Here is a 738-nt window from a genome sequence, read left to right as displayed (position 1 = left end):
TATGGGGATTTGGAGGAAGCGGCGAGAGCGCGAAGGCGCCGCGGCCAGCCCAGGCTGACACTGTTCTGGTGCGGCAAACCGGTCGGCGGTCTCTCGGGAGGTCTGAACGAGGCTCGCCGTCGACGTTGTCGGGGCGATAATGCCATCCTGGGCTCGCTGCAGACGACGCCAGCCTGCCTGGGTGCGAGCCTGTCCGATGGCCGAAGCGACGTCGCTTCGGCCCTGTGCTGGCTCTGGCCGTGCCGGGTCACGACGTCCTCACCCGGATCTCCATCGATGCGGGGGTGGAGCCCGCGCGCGGGCCACGCCTCCGAAGCTCTCGATCACGAGCATACGACTGCCGCAACAGGGGCACGCCGCGTGTCGATGCTTGGACGAGGCAGGCTCCTTCGTCACAGAGGACGCGGGGGCGGCGAGCAGCTCCCGGGCGCGGGCGATATTGGCCTTGCGATTGCCCGTGGCGAGCAGGCCGTAGTGACGGATGCGGTGGAAGCCCTTGGGCAGGACGTGCACGAGAAAGCGTCGGATGAACTCGTCGATGGACAGCGCCATGGAGCGGTGGCGGGCGTCGCCGTCGCGGCGGTAATCCTTGTATCGGAAGGTGACGCCGGCCTCGTCGAGCGAGATCAGGCGCCGGTTGGAGATGGCGACGCGGTGCGTGTAGCGGGACAGGTAAGCCAGCACGGCCTCGGGGCCACCGAAGGGCGGCTTGGCATACACGATCCACTTCTTCGTCCT

The 738-nt window shown here is 68.0% G+C and carries 1 protein-coding gene; it reads right to left on the bottom strand.

The window, feature by feature from the left end:
• Positions 1 to 258: 258 nt before the first annotated feature.
• A partial coding sequence (locus tag M8523_RS36440; RefSeq protein ID WP_282589667.1) for an IS91 family transposase occupies positions 259 to 738 on the bottom strand: 480 nt, incomplete at its 5' end.

The organism is Lichenifustis flavocetrariae, from assembly GCF_026130545.1.
Lineage (GTDB): Bacteria > Pseudomonadota > Alphaproteobacteria > Rhizobiales > Beijerinckiaceae > Lichenihabitans > Lichenihabitans flavocetrariae.
This window is presented reverse-complemented; position numbering and strand designations above follow the sequence as displayed.